Raw genomic sequence first — 20,274 nt, 5'->3', positions numbered from 1 at the left:
CCACATCTATAAAAAACTTGCATCTCACCTACCAGTTTTTTCAGCCTTGCAAATATGTTACATTTTTTTATATCCTTATTTATATCCGGGATTAGTTTAACATGGCCAAATAGGGGTATCCAAATGATTAGCCTCATATAGACAGCCACGGAATGAAAGGAAGATGCGAATGGATTTGCTCAGCAAAATTAATTGGGCAGGAATTGCCGTCAGCGCGGGGGTTATTTTTCTAAAGCTGATAGGAATTTTTATTGCCTACTTTTTAATCAGGCTCGCAGGCAATGCTTTTATACAAAAAACTTTCGAACGCGTGCAAAAACGAAAAGACGTGACGGCAGGCCGTGCTAAAACACTTGAGAGCCTAGCATTAAATGTTTTTGGATACATATTGATTTTCATTTTTGTCGTCATGGTTTTCCAGGTTTTCCACTATGATGCTACAGCTATTCTCGCTGGTGCAGGAGTTGTGGGGCTTGCCATAGGGTTTGGGGCTCAAGGTCTTGTGAGTGATGTTGTTACAGGGTTCTTCCTCCTTTTAGAAAAACAAATTGATGTAGGCGATTACGTTACGCTCGGCAGCTTTGACGGCGTTGTGGAACAGGTTGGCCTCAGAACAACTCAGCTTCGCGGATTTGACGGAACTCTTCATTATATTCCTAACAGGGAAATTACAAACGTCAGCAATCATTCCCGCGGGAACATGCGGGCACTTGTTGATATTGGGATCTCGTATAATGATAATATCGATGAGGCCATCAGTGTCCTGCAGGATGTCTGCGATCAAATCGCTAAAGAGAATCCTGTGATCGTGGAAGGTCCGAACGTTGTCGGTGTGCAGACATTAGGTGAATCTGATGTGGTGATCCGGGTTATTGGGAAAACATTGAATGGCGAGCAGTACGGCATTGAACGGTTATTGAGAAAGGCTATAAAGGAAGCTTTTGATGTACATGGAATTGAAATACCCTTTCCTCATCAGGTTACCATTGAAAAAAGGGAAGCTTAGCTGCATGTTAAAAGGCGGAACAGATAAGATCTGTCCCGCCTTTTTGTTATGCCTGATTCATTCTGTGCTGAATTTGCTCGCAGATCTCATCTGCTGAATAACCTCTTGCGTCAATGACAGCCCCTTCGGGAACACTGCTCGCGATTCCCATTACATTTTCTTCTAATCCTGTGATAACACAGCAGTCACAGTTTTCCATATCATTTTCGTTCCGGATTTGAACAACCTCATAACCCATTGCTTTTAAAGCTTCCTGAACATTTGTCAAGGATTCTTCCACACCGATTTTCGCCATGGTACACACCTCCTGAAATTAATGTGTCAATTTTTCAGGAGGATTATTCTTATAAATCATTTTTATAAGTGATAAAGTCACAAACAGCCTTCACAGCCTCCTGTATGGCTGATTCGTCAGGCAGGAGCTTGCTGTGATGAAGGCCGTAAGGAGAATCAACGCCAAGCCAGAACATGAGGCCGGGTATTTCGGCAAGAAAGTAGCCGAAATCCTCTCCAGTCATTGCCTCCTTGCTGAGTTTGACAGAATACCCCTTATCTTTAAGAACATTCATAAATTCGTTTGTGAGCTTTCCTTCATTGTATACTTGGTGGTACATCGCGCCGTAATCAATTTTGGCCTCGCATTCAAATCCTGCTTCAATGCCTTTCACTACAGCTTCGATCCGGTGCTTTACTTTTTTCATCGACTCAACAGAAAGCGTTCTGATTGTTCCTTCAAGCCGTGCTTTTTCGGCAATGATGTTCTGCACAGTGCCCCCGGTTATTTTGCCGATTGTTATAACAGCACTGTCCAGCGGGTCAACGTTTCTCGAGATGATGGACTGCAGCTGGGCGACGAGCATACAGGAAGCGACAACCATGTCCCGTGTCTCATGAGGGTAGGCAGCATGCCCCCCTCTCCCTTTCAGGTCGATGAACAGCTCCGATGTATTTGCAAAAAGAAGCCCCGGCTTTGTAGAAATGATCCCTGATGGAAGCTCTGGCGCTATATGCAGAGCCAGAATAAAATCCGGCCTCCACTCGCTAAGTTCTTCACTGGCAAGCATTGGTTCTGCTCCTCCGGGCCCCTCCTCTGCAGGCTGAAAAAGAAAAAGCAGATTGTCATCAATGGGATGCTCTGTAAAATAACTGAGAATGCCAAGCGCGATCGTCATATGCATATCGTGGCCGCAGGCATGCATCATCCCTTCATGTTCTGAACGGAACGATAGGCCTGTTTCCTCTTCAATCGGCAATCCATCGATATCTGCTCTGTATCCGATCGTTTTTTTGGGCTTTAGCCCTTTGATCAAAACAAGCAGACCTGTCCGCCATTTTCGAATTTCCATTCTTTCCTGCGGCAGCTTGGAAACCACTGATAGAAGAAACTGCTGTGTTTTTACTTCTTCAAAACCTTTTTCAGGAATTCTGTGCAAATCCCGTCTTATTTGAATGAGCTCTTCTGCCGTAAGCATTTTTTCCTCCTTCTGTGAGCCAATATAAAGAAGAGCGTGAATGCTTGGGCATTCACGCAAGTTCTTTTAAGATTAAAGCTGGCGCAGTTCCTGTTTAATCTCAATTTTTGATTTTGTTTTTTCATCAATGTCTTTCAGTTTTTTAGCAGGTGTTCCAGCTACAACAGTGTAAGGCTCAACATCTGAAATCACGATCGCTCCCGCTGCAACAACAGCGCCTTTGCCGACTGTTACACCTTCTAGAATAACGGCGTTTGCTCCAATCAGCACATCGTCCTCTACAACAACAGGTTTTGCAGACGGCGGCTCAATGACTCCCGCCAATACTGCTCCTGCACCAATATGGCAATTCTTTCCGACCGTTGCGCGGCCGCCAAGTACAGCATTCATATCGATCATGGTTCCTTCTCCGATAACAGATCCGATGTTGATGGACGCGCCCATCATAATAACAGCATTATCGCCGATCTCCACTTGATCGCGGATAATCGCACCAGGCTCGATACGGGCTTTGATTCCTTTTAAATCAAGCAGCGGAATCGCTGAGTTGCGGCGGTCGTTTTCAACAGCGTAATCTTCAATTTTAGAAGAATTTGTGTCGATAGCATCCTTGATTTCGTTCCATTCGCCAAATACGACGCCAGTCTGGCCATTGATAAATGTTTTAGAAGAAGAACCGAAGCTGATGCCTTCCAGATCCCCTTTTATGTATACTTTTACAGGTGTAGATTTTGTACTGTTTTGAATAAATGAAATAATTTCATTTGCATCCATTTGTTTCAATGACAATTCCTCCTTCTCATCTATGTCATTTAATGTATCAAAGGATTCACCGTTTATCAAGAGACGCTTCACCGTTATATCCCTTCATCTGTTTCTTCTCTGACAAGCTCCAAAAAAGCCTGAACCTGGCGCAGGCCGAAAGAGGCCTCATAGCCGAGCAGCCAAGTATCCCTGACAAGCGGCTTGCCGTTTTCATCCCGAAGCGGAATTTTATGCACATCCCTGTCCCTTTCATCAATCGTAACTGCCGGCAGGATCGCATAGCCGATTCCATTCAAAGCCATTTGCTTGCATGTCTCAATCTGGTCCACCACAATCGTCCGCTTTGGCGAGGTTTGAAATTTCCTCAGCCACCAATCCTGGATTTCCTGGTAATAGGTCGAATCGCTTTTGAATTGAATAAAAGGACGCTCTGTAGAAAGAACCTGATCGATCTCGCTGATTTCTTTATCTACAAGGTAAAGGGCATCTGTCAGCAAATGCCGCTTCATTCCCTTCCACTCCGGATTGCCGCGGATAATGCCAATATGAACATTATCCTCATAAAGGCTTTTTAAAATTTCACTGCTCCAGCCTGTGATGAGAGATATTTTGGCATGGGGATATCTGGTCACATATTTTTTCAGCACTTTTGGAAGCCAGTGCTGGCCGATAATCGATGCAACAGCCAGCTTTAATGTGCCGCTCACCTCACTTTCGAGAGCGGAAAGCTCCTCTCTTACCTTTTCTTCTCTGTATACCATTTCAGCTGCAAATCCGATAACTTTCTCTCCTGCAGGTGTCACCGTGAGCCCCCGCTGCGATCTAATAAAAATTTTAAACCCCCATGCCTTTTCAATTGATTGAAGCCTTTGCGAAAGTGCTGGCTGTGAAACAAACAGTCTTTCAGAGGCTTTCCGCATGTTCATTTCTTCAGCCAGAACGGTCAGCATGCGAAGTTCTGAGATTTGCATTTGCCCGCCTCCTTCCTATATAAGTTTTACTTATATTATGCACTAAGTATTTTGATATTTCATTAAAGGAATAACTTGAATAAAATAAAATTACAAAGGATCCCATGCAACCTATGAAGCCAGTTCTACTGGTTTATTGCAGACTGCAGGATCATAATTGAAAGCGGGGTGCATTCTTTTGATTTGGCCGCTATTTCTTATCGGAATTTTTACCTCCCTGCTCGGAACCCTGGCAGGAGGAGGCGGACTGATCGGCATGCCGGCGATGATGCTGTACGGTCTTCCGGTTCATACCATTATTGCCGCCAATAAATTTTCCAACACCATTAGTTCATTTTCAAGCTTTTTCGTCCTGTTAAGGGATAAAACCATCAGGCTGAAGGATGCTCTTGCCATCATTCCATTCGCATGTGCAGGAGGAATAACCGGGGCTTTGCTGGCAAGCCTGATCAGCGAAAAAACGATGACAGGCATTGCTTTAGTGCTTCTTGTATTCGCACTGATTCTTCAATTTGTTAAAAAGCCTGTTGCCATGGCAGACCAGACCGGAAAAATTCCCGCAAAAATATACCCGCTCCTATACGGAATCAGTGTTTATGACGGACTGTTCGGGCCAGGGCAGGCTTCTCTTAACATGCAAGTCTATTTGCACCAAGGCTTCTCCTACTTAAAGGCCATCGCGTTTACAAGGTTTCAAACTTTCTTAAGCTGCTTCGGAGCTCTATTGATGTTTCAGGGTCATGGCCTTGTAGACTGGCAAGCAGCCCTGAGCCTTGCCGCCGGATCGCTGATCGGCGCTCAGCTTTCTGTCCGGATTGCTAAAAAAATCCGTTCGAATCAGGCCATTTGGATTGTACGGCTGATTACCATATTCATTATCGCCCAGCTGCTGTATTCTTTTTTCACTTAAACTTCATTTGAAAGGATGAACAAGTTGAAAATTCACTATATAAAGCTCGATCATTTGCAAATTTGCATTCCGCCTGGAAAAGAAGAAGAAGCAAAACGCTTTTATTTTGAAAAGCTCGGCTGGACGGAAATAGTAAAGCCTGAAAGTTTGAAAAAAAATGGAGGCTTTTGGTCATTAGCCGGTGAAACAGAGATCCATTTTGGCATTGAAGAAGAGAGCGGAGCAAGAAGCAAACGCCACCCTGCCTTTTGGGTCAGTGAAACAATGCTTGTGAAAGAATTTCTTAAAGGCAGCGGAATCTCCATTCAGGAGGAAACACCGATTCCAGGGGTAAACCGGTTTTCTTTCTATGATCCCTTCGGCAATAGAATCGAATTTTTGGAAAGGGAAAAATAACCTTCTCTTTGATAAGGAGCATAAAAAAAAGACTGGAAAGGTGACCAGTCTTTTTTACTTATTCAATGTTTTTATATGGGTATTCAGTTGTTTTAGAATCGTTCTTCTAGTAAAAATGCCTTCAAAGTATCCTTCTTCATTTTCCACACAAATAAAGGCATGGTTGACAACAAGCTCAAGTCCTTTTGTAAGCGGATCTGTCAGGCGGAGCCGCGGAATATCAGCATTCATGGCAGCTTCTACCTTTAATTCTTCCAGCTTCTCAAATTCAATTCTTTCCAATCCAAGAATGGCATCCATTATCATGTTTGTACCAATGAGGCCATGGAGCTTAAAGCTCGGATCAAGTACAGGTATCGCTGTATATCCTGTTCTTGTCAGGACGAGCAGAGCATGCTCCAAATTGTTTGCTAATTGCACATGTGCTACTTTGTCTGCAGGAATCATCATATCATTGACTGTTGCTTCAAGCAGTTCTTCAGAACGAAGACTAATCATTGCTGTACTTCCTCTCCTTAAAACTTCCCAATACTTTTGTACCCAGTTTCAGAAAGAATCAAACGCACGTTCATCATACCATACTTTTGACTGCTGTGCAGGCTATTTGTAAACGCTTTCATAAGAAGGTTGCTTCTTTGCTGCAAAACATGTTTTCTTACATGCAATATATACGGCATCCTGAAAAAGGTGCGGGACAGCGATAGAATATAAGCAATAAAAAACGATACCAATTTAATATTGAGGCATCGTTTTTTATCAATTCATTTGCTGAATCTAAGGAGATCATACAAAGCCAGAAGACGGTTATAATCATCTTGGCATATAGCCTTTTCTCCGCTTTCAATATCATTAATTTCACTGCTGACTAATTCCAAGGCATATTGCTGTTTTAGAAGGATATCTACCAAAAGCTTTTGATCGTCATGCGAGATTTGATCCAATGCTAAATTCATTTAGCTGCCCCCTTGTCGCTTTCTCAAAACAAGCATAAAAGAAAAGCTAAAGGTTCGTCAAACGCAAGTTTCGACAAGGTTTAGGCTACTTTGTAAACCTGTTTGCATACCCGAATGCCGTGTATGAATCAGGTTTAATTTTGGCTTCAATCCCCATTGCCTGGATTCTGCCGGTCATTTCCTGTATAAGGTCCTTTGTTAAGCCTTTTCTCCCAATATCAAGATGAATTTCAAAAGTTAAATCTGCGCCTTCTTCTGAATACGGGATGAGAATATCTGACAGTTCCCCCAGGTATTGACTGGTAAAAATGTACGCAAGCTCCTGGCTTAGCGCGGTTTCCGTCGAAATTTTTTCGTGCAGGCTTTGAATTGCTCTCGGAATAATCATGTTCTTTAAACAACCCCAGGCACCTTTTCCGACTCTATGCAAATGAATGGCTGTAATGAATTTAGTTTCTTTATGGTGCACGTGAGAATCAGTTCCAATCGACAGGACATACTCTGAGCGGGGATCCGCACACATGAACGCTTTCAGCCGTTCCATCACTCTCTGAAAATTCATGCCTCCTTCAGAGAGATTGTAAAACATGAAGGATTCAGTCATCTTGCATCTCCTTAGAAGGTTCTCATGTTACAACATATACGAAAACAAAAAAGGATATGTCTATGGAATGGCTTAAACGTTCAGCCCTTGCTGGTCTGAATATTTCTAACTATGTACCCGCATTTCGCGCATTGATAAATCACATTCTGATTAGCCTGCGCTGTCAGAACATCAGACAGCTCCCGCTCGTCTGAACAATCAGGGCATACCGCTTTTGGCAGCTTCATAACATCCTCCTTACTGCTGCAGCAAGTCAAATATTTCTATAGCTATAATATCGATATTGTCGAACTGGAAGGATTGAGGCTTTTCCCCTTTTTCAAACACTTCAAGTTCATATGTACCGCTTTTGTCAAAATATTTCACGCTGCATCTTTTTTCGCCTTCCACTTCAAAAAAACGCTGTGATGGTTCGCTCCCCGTGGCAGTTTCCTGCAGACTTTGCAATCTTTGAATGATACCTAATAGCTGTGACATTTATTGTTTCTCCTTTCGAAGAACCCATCCAGTTTGGCTTTTTAATAATTTGATCTTTTCTAAACTATTTTATCCATTTTTACTGGTGTTTCTTCAAGTTTCTTTACTAGAAAGTGTATCACAATTACAATTGAGAATGAATGACTGAAGCCTTCCATGTTCTTTTTTTTTCTAAGTCAGGCGTTTTGCCGATCATCTCAACTATTTTCTGGCGCTATTGCATTTTAACGCATGATTTCACAGTTGTACATACTATCTTCAGTGCTCAAATGAAGAGTCTGCTCACAAGCAGTACGGCCATTAGCTTTCTTATGGGACTTTAGCTTAGTTCTCACCTGGCAGATTGGAAAAAAATTATAGTGAGGGGATTTAATATGGAAGAAAACAAAAAACTCCATGACTCCATTTCAATCATCGACAGCTATGATCTTCAAAGGGAAGGGCGGACGAGCACCTATGTAATCAGGGATCAGAAAAATGTCCTGCTGGAGCCTTCCGCAAGTCCTTCTGTTCCGCATATTTTAAAGGGACTCAGCAAAATCGGACTTTCTCCTGAAGACATTGACCTCATCATTGTGACACATATACACCTTGACCATGCAGGCGGTGCCGGCCTTTTGCTTAAAAGCTGTCCAAAAGCAAAAGTGGCCGTTCATCCCAAAGGGGCAAAGCATCTGTCAAACCCCTCCAGGCTTATTGCAGGCGCAAAATTAGTATATGGCAGCGAATTTGATGAGCTTTTCGACCCTGTCCTTCCTGTCCCTGAAGAAAGGCTCCTCATTATGGAAAATGGCAGCACCCTTTCCATTGGAGAAGACCGCGAATTGCAATTCTTTGACTCACCAGGCCATGCAGCCCACCATTTCAGCGTTCGGGATACGCTCACAGAAGGTATTTTCACCGGAGATACCATCGGCATTTTTTATCAGGAGCTGGCTGAACATCTCCCATTTTATCTGCCTTCAACCTCTCCAAATCAGTTCGATCCTGAAGCAATGCTGCAGTCAGCCAGAATGATTAGAGAAAAGAATCCCCGCGCTATTTATTTCAGCCATTTTGGAGCAAGCTTTTCTCCTGATAAAGCCCTCGCCTCCCTTGAAGAATGGCTTCCTGAGTTTTTAGAGGCAGCAAGCCGCACCCTCCTCAAGCCAGCCTCAATGGAAGCTGAGGATAAAGTACAGGAAGTAAAGGGGGCGCTTTTCGAGAAAGTCAGCCAATATTTAAAGAAACATGGCGTTCCAGACAGCCATCCTGTTTATGATATATTAGAGCTTGATTTATCAGTCTGCAGCATGGGGCTGATCGATTATTTTTCAAAAAGGAGATCTTGAGATGTCTGAAAGAGTAACTGTTTACACACAAAATGACTGTCCTCCGTGCAAAATCGTTAAGGAGTTTCTAAAACATCATGGCATTGAATATACAGAGCTGAACATCAGTACTGATGCAAAAGCAAAAAACTATTTGACGAAAGAATTAAACTCCTACAGCACTCCAACAGTAACAGCAGGCGGCGGAATTATGAAAGGCTTCGACCTTCAAAAGCTGGAGCAGCTTCTCGGTATCGCTTAAAATGGCTGTTAATTTCTCTGCATGCTTGGCAATTAAGAAAAGCCTTCAGAATGGTTCTGAAGGCTTTTCTTATGAATTATTGCTTTAATGTTTCTGAGTAAGGATTAATAGAAGAAATTTTCCATGCACCGTCATCTTTTTTCAGCGTTACGGATTCATAGTGTCCTGAATAGCTTACAGGCCCTTCATCCTCTGCAGCAAAGTGCTGGTAGACAAGTACACCATCTTTTTCATTGGCAATTTTCGTATTTTGGCTATAGTCAAAATACGGTACAGCCAATGCGGGGAAATCTGTTCCATATACAATCCATTCATTATTGCCTTTAACGGCGTTTGCTTTAATATACTGCCCGGCAATTTCAGGCGTCATGTATGTAGTGAGTATGGCGGCCATCTCTGCCTTAGAGCGTTCTTTTTCAGTTAAAGAAGCTTCAGCGTCCTGGGCTTTTTTGAGCAGAGCACTGGCATCAGCTTGTGATAGCGGGGCTTGATCGGCCTCAGCTGAATTCCCAGCAAACGGCAAGCCCATCATTAAGAATAAAGCACCGGCGATCAGCAAATAAGTGAGCTTTTTCAATTTTGTTCCCTCCATGGTAGCGAAAGTTATAAGTATGTTTAACTGTTTCCACACCTGATGAAGGATGAAACATTATTAGTAGAGTTTCCCGGATAGCTAGAAACCAAAAGGGGCTGGGACATAAATGAAACCACTATCCTTAAAGACGAACAATGTCTGATTGATATGAATAGTTCAGCTGGAGGCACAGGTTCGTTCCATTGCGCTGCAGCCACTCCCTTTCCGCGGGGAGGAAGGCTTTAGCCTCCTCGGCTTCGCCTGCGGGGTCTCAGCCTTTCCTCTACTTCCCGCAGGAGTTGAGTGGCTTCCGCTCCATTCCACTAAGGTTTACGATCCTTAGAAAGAATAAAATCTAATTAAACAAAATAAAAACCCGAACGAGTAGAGGAATAATTCACTTAAATCCACCTAATCATTCGGGTTTTTCATTGTCTAAAGTACTTATGTCCCAGCCTCTTCACGCCTTAAACTTTTTTGAGGACACTCCAGAACTAAAAATAATGCCTAGTAATAAAAAAACCAATCAGAAGGGCAGCAATCACTCCTGCTCCAATATAGGCAAGAAAGATGGGATTCAGCATGTAAGGATGCGCTTTAGTGCTTTCCTGCCCTGGAGGAAGATCCTTGTCTGTCTCCTGCAGGCTTGTCTGTCTGCCAAGCTTAAACGTGTAATAGAGGGAAAATAAAACAATCAGAACTGCGGCAGCCGCGAGCATTGAAAAGATCATGTTACCAGTCCTTTTTCACTAGCATGCCAAAGTTCTTGGAAGATCATGCAAATTACAGCATGCCATCCTGGTCATATAAATAGGCATAAGGAAGATCAATAAAAAGATACAGTCCCTCTCCAATCGGATAAGAAAAGGTCCTGATTGATTCTCCTGTTTCAATATCCCTGTATAAGTCGCTGAAATAGCCTCTATTGTTTCTGCGCATGCGGAAAATAGTTTCAAGAAAATATGGCCGCCAGCTCCAGTTTTTCAATTTGTACTCAGGCTGCGATACCCATGTTTCCCCTGATTTGAAAATGTTTTCAGTTTGCTGAAACCCCTCTTCATTGCAAATATAAATTCTAAAGCTGCAATCAGTGAGATCTAAGGACAGCTCTCTAATCAATGCATCGTAATCAGAACCGATTTTTTTGAATTTAGCCAGCGATTCTTGAACCCGTTCGGAGAAGGATTGAGATAATTGATGAAACTTTTCCAGCTTGTTTTTTTCTCTTTGAATAAATTGCCTGAACTCCCCAGCCAGCTTATCTTTATGAAGGGTTTTTTCAATAAAATGGCCTTCCGGATGGCTTAAATAATAGCCTTGAAAAAACCGGCCGCCTGTCTTCCAGGCATACTGAAGCTGAAAGTTGACTTCTATATCCTCATATAAAACGGCAGCTCCAATTTTGCGGGCCAATAAAGCGATGGACTGAAGAACGTGATGGTAAGCTTCATCAGGTGAAGTCGTAACAAGCGGCTGAAGACCTATTTTTAAAATATCAGGAGACAGCTTGCCTATTCTGTCCAGGTTGCTGCTTTCCTGTCCGGCATTTTCAATCGCCAATTTGATTCCATATGTACGAAAATAGGTCAGCATATGCTGCAGTCTTCCAAAATCGCCTTTAAAATTATGTTCTGTAATTTCCAAAACAATCCGATCGAGCGCAAGACCCCGCTCCTCATATTCTTTTAAAAGTCCTAGAAAGCTCTCTCCCTGGTCCATCATCAGAAGGTTTGCATCCCGATTGATAAACAGCAAAAAAGAATCATTTTCAGAAACAGCAAGATCCAGAGCTTTTGCTAAAATCAAATCATCCATTTCGATTTTATATTCTTCCGGAACTGATTCATCCATAAAAAAGGGACCCATCGAAATGATTTTATCATTGTATTCTATTCTGCCTAATATTTCATATCCGATTACAATTTGCCCGTCTGCACTGTAAATCGGCTGAAAGTAAGGCAAAGCACGATCTGCGCTAGTCAAAATATCCAGTGAATCCAAGACAATCCCCCTTTCTCTTTCTGTTTGGATGATTATATCATATCCATGAGAAAGGGGATGAAACAGTCAGAAAAGTCCTGTTTTAGAAAGGATGCGGGCTTAGCCACTGGCCTCCGTCCATTGTGATGCATTCGCCGTTAATATAGCCTGCGTCATCAGATAAAATAAATGAAGCGAGCGCGGCGATTTCTTCAGGTGTCCCAAGACGCCTGAGCGGCACACTGTCAAGCGTCCTTGCCGCAGCAGCTTCAGATTCCCACAGCTTATCTGCCCCGCCAGTCCTGTCAATCGGACCGGGTGCTATAGCATTGACCCTGATGCCGTAGCGGCGTCCCCACTCAACAGCAAGCGTTCTGGTCATAGACAAAACACCAGCTTTAGCGGCGGCAGAATGAATGACTCCAGCTCCAGCGTTCCAAGCATAAGTTGCCACCATATTAATAATGGAACCTTTTTTGCCATTTTCAATCCAGTAATTTCCTGCAGCAGAACTGCAGTAAAACGTGCCATTCAACACAATGTTAATCACGGAATTCCAGCCGTTTACGGAAAGCTTTTCTGCAGGCACGATAAAATTTCCAGCCGCATTATTGATCAGCGCATCAACACTTCCGAAATTCTCTTCTGTAAACGCTATCATTTCTTTCGCTTTTTCAGGCTCCCTGACATCCATTTGAAAAACAGCTGCCTGGCCTCCTGTGCCTTCTATTTCTTTTTTTGCTTCTTCCAGTTTTTCAAGATTGCGCCCTGTGATGACAACCTTTGCCTTTTGTTCAGCAAAGCGCTTCGCCATAGCTTTGCCCATGCCGCTTGAACCGCCTGTTACAATGATAACTTTTCCTTCCATTCTGCAACCCCCCCTAAAATGAATGAATAACCATTCATATTTTATCATAGTTTGGCATGCACCTCTATGCCAGTTCATAAATATTAGTATGAGAACTGTCAGAACCGTTAAAAAAAGTGCTGCTTTTGCTGTAATTCTTACTGCCGCCTTATTCTTTTATGCTCTGTTCATTGAACCGAACACTCTCCGTGATGCAACAGTCAGGCTGGACATTCCAGATCTGCCGCCTGCCTTAAAAGGAACCAAAATTTTTCAGCTCAGCGATGTGCACCTTGGAGATCATTTCAGCCTTGCCCGGCTCAGCAGCATTGTTGAGAAAGCAAACAAATTAAAGCCAGATATTTTTGTGTTCACTGGAGACTTGATGGACAAACCGAATCGTTACGGGGATATCCATTTGATTCAGAAGGTTTTAAAGAAAATAAAAGCGCCTATGGGGAAATTTGCTGTCTATGGCAACCATGATCATGGCGGTTTCGGAACAGACAATTATAAAAAGATCATGAAGGAATCCGGCTTTACCCTGCTTGTTAATGAAGCACAGCTGCTGTATTCATCAAAAGACTACCGTTTCTATGCAGCAGGGATTGATGATGCCATACTGGGCGCTCCGAAGTGCCCGGTCATCCCAGACAATAAAAAATCACATGTTCTGCTGCTGGTACATGAACCTGTGCTCATAAAAGGAGGCGCCTGCAGCAAAACAGTGCTTCAGCTCTCAGGACATAGCCACGGCGGACAAATAAACCTTCCCTTTATTGAGATTCCTGACCTCAGCCATAGCAGCGGCAATTACAAGCAAGGACTTTACATCAAAAACGGCCGCTACCTATACGTCAGCAGCGGCGTCGGAACAGCCCGCCTCCCCCTGAGACTGTTTTCACCCCCTGAAGTGACGATGTTTGTATTGGAATAAAGAAAAGCGGAAGCCGCTCGTTCAGCCCCGACAAGCATAAGAAGATCAGCCGGGGAAAGGCGTTCTTTCCTTTCCCTGGATGAGCGGCTTAAGACCTCGAGGGGCTAGCGGCTGGAGCTGGACAAAGAAAAGCGCAAGCGCCTCGAACAGCCCCGACAAGCGCTGGAGGAAAAAACCGAAAAGTCTGGTCTTCGACTTTTTGGTTTTTTCTGAAGCGACTCGAGGGGCTAGGCGCTGGAGCTGGACAATATAGAAAAGCGGAAGCGCCTTGACCAGCCCCGACAAGCGCTGGAGCAAAAATCCAGAAAGTCCGGTTTTGACTTTTTGGATTTTTGTGAAGCGACTCGAGGGGCTAGGCGCTGGAGCTGGACAATATAGAAAAGCGCAAGCGCCTTGACCAGCCCCGACAAGCGCTGGAGCAAAAATCCAGAAAGTCCGGTTTTGACTTTTTGGATTTTTGTGAAGCGACACGAGGGGCTAGGCGCTGGAGCTGGACAATATAGAAAAGCGCAAGCCGCTCGTTCAGCCCCGACAAGCATAAGACGATCAGCCGGGGAAAGGCGTCCTTTCCTTTCCCTGGATGAGCGGCTTATGACCTCGAGGGGCTAGCGGCTGGAGCTGGACAACGAAAAGCGCAAGCGCCTTGACCAGCCCCGACAAGCGCTGGAGCAAAAATTCAGAAAGTCCGGTTTTGACTTTTTGGATTTTTGTGAAGCGACTCAGATCGGGCTAGGCGCTGGAGCTGGACAATAAAGAAAAGCGCAAGCCGCTCGTTCAGCCCCGACAAGCTCTTAAGGAAAAATTCACACCATAACAAAAGGACCGGGAAATTCCCGGTCCTATTCCTCGTCTTCAAGCACTTGATAGGCCAAGTCAAACAGCACTTTCTGGCTGTCAACTTCCTCTTCTGATGGCGCTCTTTTTACATACTGATAGACACCATCGCTGTCTTGCTCTCTTGCTTTCAAATTATCTGACAGCTGAATATCCATCACCTTTTTAATCCTGCTTTTTATCTTTCCATCATAAATGGGGAAAAGAATTTCTACACGCTTCTCCATATTTCTTGTCATCAGGTCAGCAGAAGATAAAAATGTTTTTTCTTCTCCATTATGATGAAAAAAGTAAATTCTGCTGTGTTCCAGAAAACGTCCGACTATGCTTCTGACTCGGATATTTTCACTGACTCCCTTAATTCCTGGCTTCAGGCAGCAGATTCCTCTTACTATCAGATCGATCTTCACCCCTGCGTTTGAGGCTTCATAAAATTTCATAATGATGTCTTTATCTGTCAGGGAGTTCATTTTGGCAATCATTCGGCCGTTGCCGTATTGCTTTTGATAGCGGATTTCTTCGTCAATGTTTCGGATAAAGTCCCGCCTTATATCAAACGGTGCGACTGATAGATGATGAAACTCAGGCTTTTCCGCATACCCGCTTAAATAGTTAAAAAAGTTCGTTGCATCTATTCCAAACTTTCTCTTTGAGGTAAACAGCCCCATGTCAGTATAAATGGAAGCTGTTTTATCATTGTAATTTCCAGTGCCAAGATGGACAAACCGCTCAATCCGGTTATTTTTCCTTCTGACAACAAGCGTTATTTTGCTGTGTGTTTTCAGGTAATTCATCCCATAAATAACATGGCAGCCGGCCTTCTCAAGCTCTTTTGCCCATTGAACGTTGTTTTCTTCATCAAACCTTGCTTTCAGCTCGACCAGGACAGTCACCTGCTTGCCGTTTTCAGCTGCTCTCTTCAGCGCTTCAATAATCGGAGAGCCTCCGCTCACTCTGTACAGCGTTTGCTTAATAGCGAGGACATCAGGGTCATCTGCAGCATCTGAAATGAAATCAATTACTGGAACAAATGATTCATATGGATGATGAAGAAAGAGGTCCCGTTCGGAAATTTGTGAAAATAAATCCTGTATTTCAGGAGCAGCCATGTCTTTCGGGGGCTGAGGAATAAGATTTTGATACACTAAATGTTCATAATGTGCAGCCAGCACTTTAGAAAAACTGAATAAAAACGTAAAATCAATCGGGGCATCAATTTCATAAACATCTTTTTCATGAATTTCAAGTTCATTTCTTAAGTAAGCCAGCAAACTTTTGTCAAACTGGTCTTTTCTCACTTCAAGCCTGACAGCTGCGCCCCATTTCCGTTTTTTCAGTTCTTTTTCGATTTCCTTTAAAAGGTCTCTTGCCCCTTCTTCGTGAATCGTCATGTCTGCATTCCGCGTAATTCGGAAGGTAGAAACCGATACAACATGATAGCCTCTGAAAAGCTTATAGATAAAATGGCTCAGCACATCTTCCAAAAGGACAAACTGGTGTTTGCCGTCTTCATTTTCCACTCTGACAAATCTGTCCAGCATTGAAGGAACCTGTACAATGGCTGACTTCACTTTGTTTTCTTCAATTTCATCAGGGTCCTCTAATAGGACGGCCAAATTCAAGCTTTTATTTGAAAGCATTGGAAATGGCCTGTAGGCATCTACCGCCATAGGAGTCAGTACAGGGAAGATCTGTTCTTCGAAGAATTCTTCCAGCTGGTTAAATTGCTTCCTGTTGAGCTCTGCCATCGTAAGGAATTGAATCCCTTCCTCCCGCAGTGCAGGAAGCAGCACCTCTGAAAAGGTGGTGTGCTGCTTTTCTACAAGTTCATGATTTTTTCTCGCTATTTCAGCCAGCTGCTGTTTCGGAGTAAGTCCTGCTTTATTTTCAGGTTTGTTAAAGCCTGCTTTCACTTGATCCTGAAGCCCTGCAACCCTGACCATAAAAAACTCATCAAGGTTCGAGCTGAAAATAGCCAAAAAATTCAGCCGTTCCAGCAGAGGGTTTCTTTCGTCCATGGCCTCTTCTAAAACCCTTTCATTAAAGGCAAGCCAGCTTAATTCTCTGTTGTTGTAATAAAGCGGACTTTTCAAATCGATTTTCTCTGTAGATACGTTCATGTTATCGCCACCCTGTATATTGCAATAGTTTTTTCTTTTATTTTAATCCACTGACTTTCTTAAAGTAAGGAATATTTTATATTTTTTATATGTATGGTATGTAAATTAAATGTTGATTTTATACCGTTTTGTCCCCATAAAAACGGGCGGTTAGCTTTACAGCAGGTGTGAAAAAGGATAGAAGCCTACTATATGACTTCTATCCTGCTGCGTTGAGCCGCAAACCAGCATTTTATTAATTTTTTGTAAATATAATATCAATATTTGTTTTGAGCAGCTTTTCAAGATGCTTCTTCTGCTTTTCAACCTGATATTCCTCTGGTCCCCAATCCTGATCGCAGCCAACTGTTAATGACAGGCCACGCTTGTCCCTTTCCAGTTTAATGTCCTTCACAATATTTCTCCTTGTTGCATTAAGGCTGTAAGAGATTTTCAGGATGGCTCCCAAAAGCCTCATGTTTTGCTGTTCTTCCTTCGAATACCAAGAATCAAAGGGCTCAACATATTGCTTAAAAGAAGCTTTGCTTTTATAAGATGCAATTAGAGCAATTTTCAGGCGCTCTCTTGGAAACAAACCGTCAATAGAGCGATTGGCTAAAAGGTAAAATGTGTGCTGGCTGCTTGATTCAGAGTCAATATATTGGCCAAGGTTATAAACAAAAGCACTTCGCTTTAAGTCCTGGAAATTCTCCGAAGCAAAATCTGCATAGCCTTCCCTCTCAATCAGCTTATAGAGCATTCCTGCGATTTTTGTTACTTGAAATACATAGGCCAAATCTATTTCGAAATCAACTGCAAGATCATGGAGGCTTTCTTCAATAACGTTTGGAAATTTGCTGATCCCAAAGTCTTTTGTCAGCTCCTCAAAAAAAACCCCGTCCCGCAGTCCCTTTCGGCTAAGGATAAACCGGCTGGATCCTGTCAATTCGCAAAGTGTGCGGAAAACTTCAATAGCAGGGATAATTATATCCGCTCTGTCCTTCGAGAGGCCTTCAACCCGCTGCAGGTCCTGAAAAGACAATGAAGTTAAATAGCTTTGCACCATTTCAATATCCTGAAAGCCAATGTCGTACTGGTGCACTCCTGCAAGAGGATACCCTTTTAATGCCTGCTCTGTCTGAATAAGGTTCCTTGCACTTCCCCCGATTCCTATAATTGGAAGTTTTTGACCTTTAAGCCATGGCAAAGAAAGAAGCTGGTCCTCCAAAAACTGGTGCAGCTTTTTTAGCTCTCCCTGTGTGGGAATGCTGTTTTTTACGAACAGCTTTTTCAGCGATAAAGCGCCAAATGGAAAACTGTGATATTCTTTCAGCTCTCTGCCGCGGAAAAGAGTGATTTCCGTACTTCCTCCCCCAATATCGATCGTAATTCCATCTTTTATCGAGGTTGAATTCACGACTGCCAGATAGCCATAATAGGCTTCTTCGTATTCGGAAAGCACACGGACGGCAAAATCCGTTTTTTCTTCTGCTGCTTTCAGTATTTCTTTCTGATTATCTGCCTGGCGGATCGTAGCTGTAGCGACACACTTAATATCCGTTAAATTGTGATGCCTTGTAACCTCCTGAAAACTGAGCAATGTCTGAACGAAAACCCTTATTCCCTCATCAGACAGCTTTTGGTCTTCTGTTAAATAGTTACGGAGCCTCGCAACAGCCTTGACGTTTTCAATCTCCCTTAAACGACCGCTTTTATCGCGCTCAAAAATCACTAGCCGCATCGTATTGGATCCTATATCAATAATCGCACATTTTTCTTTTTCCAATCGAAACACCCTATCCTAAAAAGATCGACCTCATTATACCATAGCTTGGAAGATCAATAGCAAGAACTTCCTTTGTGAGTGACTGCATATAGTTTATAAAGGGAGGAAATGATTTTCCCCTCCGGAACCATTGCTGCATTTAATACTTGTTTCTTTTTTTTTGAAAATGAAAGGTATAAAGGGGGCACTGCGTTGAAATATTATCCATATTCACCCAATTATTACCTTCCAATACAAAGGATGGCTCTATCGGTTCCTCAGAGGGTTTATGGACCGAATGCTTCCAACAGAAGAATCAACCCATACTCTATCGCCGTCTCGCTCTCCAAAAAGCGGCTGATCTTATTTAAAAACGGCCGAATATTGAAAGTGTATCCTGCTGGAATCGGAAAGATGCTGACTGCTACTCCATCCGGCGTTTTTTTCATAGTAAACAGAGAGCCGGATCCCGGAGGACCCTATGGAGCCATGTGGCTTGGCTTATCAAAAAAGCATTACGGCATCCATGGAACAAATGACCCTTCCTCGATTGGGAAAGCCGTTACGCACGGCTGCATCCGGCTGGATAACAAGGATGTGCTGGAGCTTGCTTCTATCGTTCCAAATGGCACTAAAGTGAGCATCAGCAGATAGTTTAGTTTTTAGTAAATATAATTAACTGTAAAACAGGGTGAATTTTGCGAAACAGTTGTATAAAAAAAGGGGCGAAAAAATGGATCTGTTTAAAAACCAGACCTTTGTTAAGCTGTTCTTTGCAGCTCTTGCATCACAAATGGGTACAACCATCGGCAATATGGCGTTTGCTTTTTATTTGCTGGATCATTTCAGCTCAAAACCCTTTTACGCTGCCATTGCTGAGATGATGTATTCCCTTCCCACTCTGTTTGTATTTTTTCTTGCCGGGGCAGCTGCGGACAGGTTTGACAGGGCAAAAATTGCAGAACATTGCGATTGGATCAGGGCGCTCTTAAGCATTCTTCTTTTCCTTTCCTTGTTCAGCGGTTTTCTTCCTATTGTCTTTTGCATTCTATTTTTAAGAAGCGCTGTTACGAAATTTTTCTTTCCGGCGGAAAACAGCCTTGTTCAGGGAGTCATTAAAAAGGAGCAATATGCTCAGGCAGCGGGACTCAATCAAATTCTTTTCAGTGTGTTTATGATCTTTGGTGTCGGCCTTGGAGCAGCTGTCTATCATACTCTCGGCATTCATGGGGCAGTAGCCATTGATTTTTTCAGCTTTATCCTTTCTGCCGTCCTGATCAGGCTGTGCAAAATCCCGATGAGTGCCAGGCTGCCTAATGGCATTCCTGAAAAAGCAGCATTCGGGATTAGAGCAGCCCTCACTGATTTTTCCAGCGGCATAAAATACATTCAATCGAAGAAGCTCTTGACGTCCATCATGTTCGGATTTTTCGTTTTCGGATTCTTTAACGGAGCTTTTGCCATCCTTCCCATGTACACAATGAAATACAAGTTCTCTTCTGACAGCTATGAATGGTATGCTTCGCTGTTTGCTGCTGCGCTTGGATTCGGACTCATCGCAGGGAGTGCTGCAGGGACAATTTTTCAAAAGAAAATGAAACCGCACAGCATGATTATTTATCCCATCCTTGCTGCTTCTATTTTCATCTTTTTGCTTGGAAGAACCAGCAACATTCCAGCTTATTTGAGTATTGTTTTTTTGATCGGCACATGTCTTGGACCGGTTAATATGGCTATTGGAGGGTGGATGCCGAAAATTGTGCATCCTTCCTATATGGGCAGAGTGAGCGGGTGGATCGATCCTTTGATCATGATGGGCCAGTCTCTTACTTTAGGTATTATTGCTTTGCTATTTCCGGCAATTGTCGAGAATACAGACTATATTTACTATGGAATTGGGCTTTTCCTTTTGGCGGTTTTCTTTTATTTTGCAGCGGTTCTTCCTAAGCAAAGCAGAGAAGCAGGAAAGATTGATTATACAAGGCCTGTCAGTAACACCAGCGCAAAAAGCAGCGCCCATACAACCTGATAGAAAAAGCTGTTTTTTTCCTTTTCTTACAAATTAAACGTTACGAATTCGACAAATTTTAGTATAATAGGTATGAAATGCTA

At 43.1% G+C, this 20,274-nt stretch carries 23 protein-coding genes; 8 read left to right on the top strand and 15 right to left on the bottom strand.

Annotated features, from left to right (window positions below; all coding sequences use genetic code 11):
- The first annotated feature begins 169 nt into the window (after positions 1-169).
- Positions 170-1,006, top strand: a complete 837-nt coding sequence (locus LRR81_RS14640; RefSeq protein WP_231790128.1) for a mechanosensitive ion channel family protein — start codon at positions 170-172, stop codon at positions 1,004-1,006.
- 46 nt (positions 1,007-1,052) lie between these two features.
- Here LRR81_RS14640 and LRR81_RS14635 read toward each other — a convergent pair whose 3' ends face one another.
- From LRR81_RS14635 to LRR81_RS14620, 4 genes are all read right to left on the bottom strand, one after another.
- Positions 1,053-1,301, bottom strand: a complete 249-nt coding sequence (locus LRR81_RS14635) for a YkuS family protein (protein ID WP_231790127.1) — start codon at positions 1,299-1,301, stop codon at positions 1,053-1,055.
- Positions 1,302-1,350: 49 nt separating this feature from the next.
- Complete coding sequence (locus LRR81_RS14630) at positions 1,351-2,478, bottom strand: N-acetyldiaminopimelate deacetylase (protein ID WP_231790126.1); 1,128 nt, start codon at positions 2,476-2,478, stop codon at positions 1,351-1,353.
- A gap of 72 nt (positions 2,479-2,550) precedes the next feature.
- The gene (gene dapD / locus LRR81_RS14625; RefSeq protein WP_231790125.1) at positions 2,551-3,261 is read right to left on the bottom strand and encodes a 2,3,4,5-tetrahydropyridine-2,6-dicarboxylate N-acetyltransferase; all 711 of its coding nucleotides are present in this window, start codon (positions 3,259-3,261) and stop codon (positions 2,551-2,553) included.
- A 74-nt stretch (positions 3,262-3,335) separates the two neighbouring features.
- Positions 3,336-4,214 carry a LysR family transcriptional regulator gene (locus tag LRR81_RS14620; protein ID WP_231790124.1) on the bottom strand — a complete coding sequence of 293 codons (879 nt, stop codon included), beginning with the start codon at positions 4,212-4,214 and terminating at the stop codon, positions 3,336-3,338.
- 178 nt (positions 4,215-4,392) lie between these two features.
- Between LRR81_RS14620 and LRR81_RS14615 the strand changes: the two genes are divergently transcribed.
- Entirely contained in the window at positions 4,393-5,124 is a 732-nt protein-coding gene (locus LRR81_RS14615) for a sulfite exporter TauE/SafE family protein (protein WP_231790123.1), read from the top strand.
- Between the two features lie 24 nt (positions 5,125-5,148).
- Positions 5,149-5,520: a VOC family protein gene (locus tag LRR81_RS14610; RefSeq protein ID WP_231790122.1), complete on the top strand. Its 372-nt coding sequence runs from the start codon at positions 5,149-5,151 to the stop codon at positions 5,518-5,520.
- Positions 5,521-5,574: 54 nt separating this feature from the next.
- On the opposite strand, the gene cbpB is transcribed toward LRR81_RS14610, so the two are convergent.
- The 5 genes from cbpB to LRR81_RS14585 all read right to left on the bottom strand — a co-directional run bounded on the left by cbpB (position 5,575) and on the right by LRR81_RS14585 (position 7,554).
- Positions 5,575-6,018, bottom strand: a complete 444-nt coding sequence (gene cbpB / locus LRR81_RS14605; protein ID WP_231790121.1) for a cyclic-di-AMP-binding protein CbpB — start codon at positions 6,016-6,018, stop codon at positions 5,575-5,577.
- 263 nt (positions 6,019-6,281) lie between these two features.
- A complete protein-coding gene (gene abbA, locus LRR81_RS14600; protein WP_231790120.1) occupies positions 6,282-6,473 on the bottom strand; it encodes an antirepressor AbbA in 192 nt (63 codons plus the stop codon).
- Positions 6,474-6,558: 85 nt separating this feature from the next.
- Positions 6,559-7,077, bottom strand: coding sequence for a ribonuclease H-like YkuK family protein (locus tag LRR81_RS14595; RefSeq protein ID WP_231790119.1), 519 nt, complete (start codon positions 7,075-7,077; stop codon positions 6,559-6,561).
- Between the two features lie 80 nt (positions 7,078-7,157).
- A complete protein-coding gene (locus LRR81_RS14590; protein ID WP_231790118.1) occupies positions 7,158-7,304 on the bottom strand; it encodes a hypothetical protein in 147 nt (48 codons plus the stop codon).
- A 10-nt stretch (positions 7,305-7,314) separates the two neighbouring features.
- Positions 7,315-7,554: a YkuJ family protein gene (locus tag LRR81_RS14585; RefSeq protein WP_231790117.1), complete on the bottom strand. Its 240-nt coding sequence runs from the start codon at positions 7,552-7,554 to the stop codon at positions 7,315-7,317.
- A 374-nt stretch (positions 7,555-7,928) separates the two neighbouring features.
- On the opposite strand from LRR81_RS14585, the gene LRR81_RS14580 reads away from it, so the two are divergent.
- Positions 7,929-8,885, top strand: coding sequence for an MBL fold metallo-hydrolase (locus LRR81_RS14580; RefSeq protein WP_231790116.1), 957 nt, complete (start codon positions 7,929-7,931; stop codon positions 8,883-8,885).
- 1 nt (position 8,886) lies between these two features.
- A complete protein-coding gene (locus LRR81_RS14575; RefSeq protein WP_231790115.1) occupies positions 8,887-9,126 on the top strand; it encodes a glutaredoxin domain-containing protein in 240 nt (79 codons plus the stop codon).
- Between the two features lie 76 nt (positions 9,127-9,202).
- Here LRR81_RS14575 and LRR81_RS14570 read toward each other — a convergent pair whose 3' ends face one another.
- The 4 genes from LRR81_RS14570 to fadH form a co-directional block, all read right to left on the bottom strand.
- Positions 9,203-9,703: a DUF3993 domain-containing protein gene (locus tag LRR81_RS14570; protein ID WP_231790114.1), complete on the bottom strand. Its 501-nt coding sequence runs from the start codon at positions 9,701-9,703 to the stop codon at positions 9,203-9,205.
- Between the two features lie 491 nt (positions 9,704-10,194).
- Positions 10,195-10,431, bottom strand: coding sequence for a hypothetical protein (locus LRR81_RS14565; protein ID WP_231790113.1), 237 nt, complete (start codon positions 10,429-10,431; stop codon positions 10,195-10,197).
- 52 nt (positions 10,432-10,483) lie between these two features.
- Entirely contained in the window at positions 10,484-11,707 is a 1,224-nt protein-coding gene (locus LRR81_RS14560) for an EAL-associated domain-containing protein (protein WP_231790230.1), read from the bottom strand.
- Positions 11,708-11,783: 76 nt separating this feature from the next.
- Positions 11,784-12,548, bottom strand: a complete 765-nt coding sequence (gene fadH / locus LRR81_RS14555; RefSeq protein ID WP_231790112.1) for a 2,4-dienoyl-CoA reductase — start codon at positions 12,546-12,548, stop codon at positions 11,784-11,786.
- Positions 12,549-12,636: 88 nt separating this feature from the next.
- On the opposite strand from fadH, the gene LRR81_RS14550 reads away from it, so the two are divergent.
- On the top strand, positions 12,637-13,464 hold the full coding sequence (locus LRR81_RS14550) for a metallophosphoesterase (RefSeq protein WP_231790111.1): 828 nt from the start codon (positions 12,637-12,639) through the stop codon (positions 13,462-13,464).
- Between the two features lie 839 nt (positions 13,465-14,303).
- Here LRR81_RS14550 and LRR81_RS14545 read toward each other — a convergent pair.
- Positions 14,304-16,418 (bottom strand): RNA degradosome polyphosphate kinase, encoded by a 2,115-nt coding sequence (locus LRR81_RS14545; protein WP_231790110.1) that lies wholly within the window; start codon positions 16,416-16,418, stop codon positions 14,304-14,306.
- A 235-nt stretch (positions 16,419-16,653) separates the two neighbouring features.
- Entirely contained in the window at positions 16,654-18,138 is a 1,485-nt protein-coding gene (locus LRR81_RS14540; RefSeq protein ID WP_231790229.1) for a Ppx/GppA family phosphatase, read from the bottom strand.
- 285 nt (positions 18,139-18,423) lie between these two features.
- Here LRR81_RS14540 and LRR81_RS14535 point away from each other — a divergent pair, with 285 nt between their 5' ends.
- Both LRR81_RS14535 and LRR81_RS14530 read left to right on the top strand, forming a co-directional pair.
- Positions 18,424-18,816: a L,D-transpeptidase gene (locus LRR81_RS14535; RefSeq protein ID WP_408631614.1), complete on the top strand. Its 393-nt coding sequence runs from the start codon at positions 18,424-18,426 to the stop codon at positions 18,814-18,816.
- A gap of 79 nt (positions 18,817-18,895) precedes the next feature.
- Positions 18,896-20,191, top strand: a complete 1,296-nt coding sequence (locus LRR81_RS14530; RefSeq protein WP_231790109.1) for an MFS transporter — start codon at positions 18,896-18,898, stop codon at positions 20,189-20,191.
- The last annotated feature ends 83 nt before the right edge of the window (positions 20,192-20,274 follow it).

The organism is Metabacillus kandeliae (assembly GCF_021166585.1).
Taxonomy (GTDB): Bacteria; Bacillota; Bacilli; order Bacillales; family Bacillaceae; genus Metabacillus_B; species Metabacillus_B kandeliae.
The sequence above is the reverse complement of the archived record's forward strand: the minus strand, read 5'-3'. Positions and strand labels throughout refer to the sequence as shown.